The sequence below is a fragment of the Streptomyces sp. NPDC047869 genome, assembly GCF_040704065.1.
Lineage (GTDB): Bacteria > Actinomycetota > Actinomycetes > Streptomycetales > Streptomycetaceae > Streptomyces.
The window spans coordinates 1-1,214 of the sequence record NZ_JBEYRK010000075.1 but is presented as its reverse complement, the minus strand read 5'-3'; the positions used below and the strand labels follow the sequence as shown (position 1 = coordinate 1,214).

Here is a 1,214-nt window from a genome sequence, read left to right as displayed (position 1 = left end):
AGGAGGGGCTGCACTTGGCGAACGGCCCTGGTGAGGGTGCTGCCATTGACCCCGAAGAGCTGGGCGAGCAGGTCTCGGGTGCCGAGTTTGCGCAGGTAGAGCACGGTGGCCAGGACTCTGTCGGCGGTGGTCAGCTTGTCCTTGGCCCCAGCGCCGCGAGCACGGATGCGTTCGCCTCCTCGCTGCTGGAGCCGTCCTCGCTCACGTAACTCATCCAGCTTCTGTGCCAGTTGGTCGACGAGGTGGTCCAGCGCTGGTTCGGGCATGCCGGTCAGCTCTGGGTTGCGCAGATGCCCGGTGCAGGGCTGCCAGGACGGGCAGCCGGCTGACCGAGGGCTCTCGGCTGTGCTGGTCGTGTCGCGAGGTTGGGGGTGGAGGGTGTAGTTCCAGTCACCGTGGAAGCGGTGCCGGTGCAGGGGCAGAGCGTCGATATCGCTGTCGGTGACCTTGATGCCGGTGTCGTAGGTCCCCGAGTCGAGTTCGGCGTGGACTTTCAGGCCGGTGCGGGTAGTGGTTGCCGCGATGCTGTTCACGATGACGTCGTGGCTGGTCAGCGGGCGGCCGCGCCAGTTCATGGAGATGTGGGAGAACAGCCGGTGCTCGATCTTGTTCCACTTCGAGGTGCCCGGCGGCATGTGGCAGACCGTGATGTCCAAACCCGTCTCGGCGGCCAAGGCGGCGAGTTCGGTCTTCCAGGCGCGGGTGCGGTAGCCGTTGGACCCGCCTGCGTCCGCGGTGATCAGCAAACGGGTGGCGGCCGGGTAGTCGTGCCGGCCCCGGGCCTGCCACCAGCGGCGGATGGAGGCGACGGCGAACGCGGCGGTGTCGTGATCGGTGCCGACACTGACCCAGCCGGTGTTCGCGGCGATGTCATAGATGCCGTAGGGGATCGCTTTGCCCGGTCCCTGCCGGTCCAGGAAATCGTGCGTCTTGACCATCACCGGCTCCTGGGCAGGCCGCCACTGGTGGCCCGCGTTCTTGTAGTCGCCGACGAGTTCCTTCTTCTTCGTGTCCACGCTGATCACCGGCTGGCCGGCGCCCATGTGCTGTCTGGCTCGCTCGTTGATGTAACGGAACTGGGCGTCACGGTCTGGGTGCTGCTTGCCCTCCAGGGTCTTGGCGCCGGCCTGCAGGCTGAAGCCCTCCTCACGCAGCAGGTCCCCGACCGTGTCCGCACTCACCGTGTGCCCCTGACGGGTGAGCTCGGCTGCAAG

1 protein-coding gene is annotated in these 1,214 nt (G+C 67.2%); it reads right to left on the bottom strand.

The genetic code is table 11. The annotated features are described in order from the left end of the window. The coding region (locus AB0924_RS38585; protein WP_366913987.1) for an ISAzo13 family transposase at nucleotides 1-1,214 on the bottom strand (1,214 nt) is incomplete at both ends.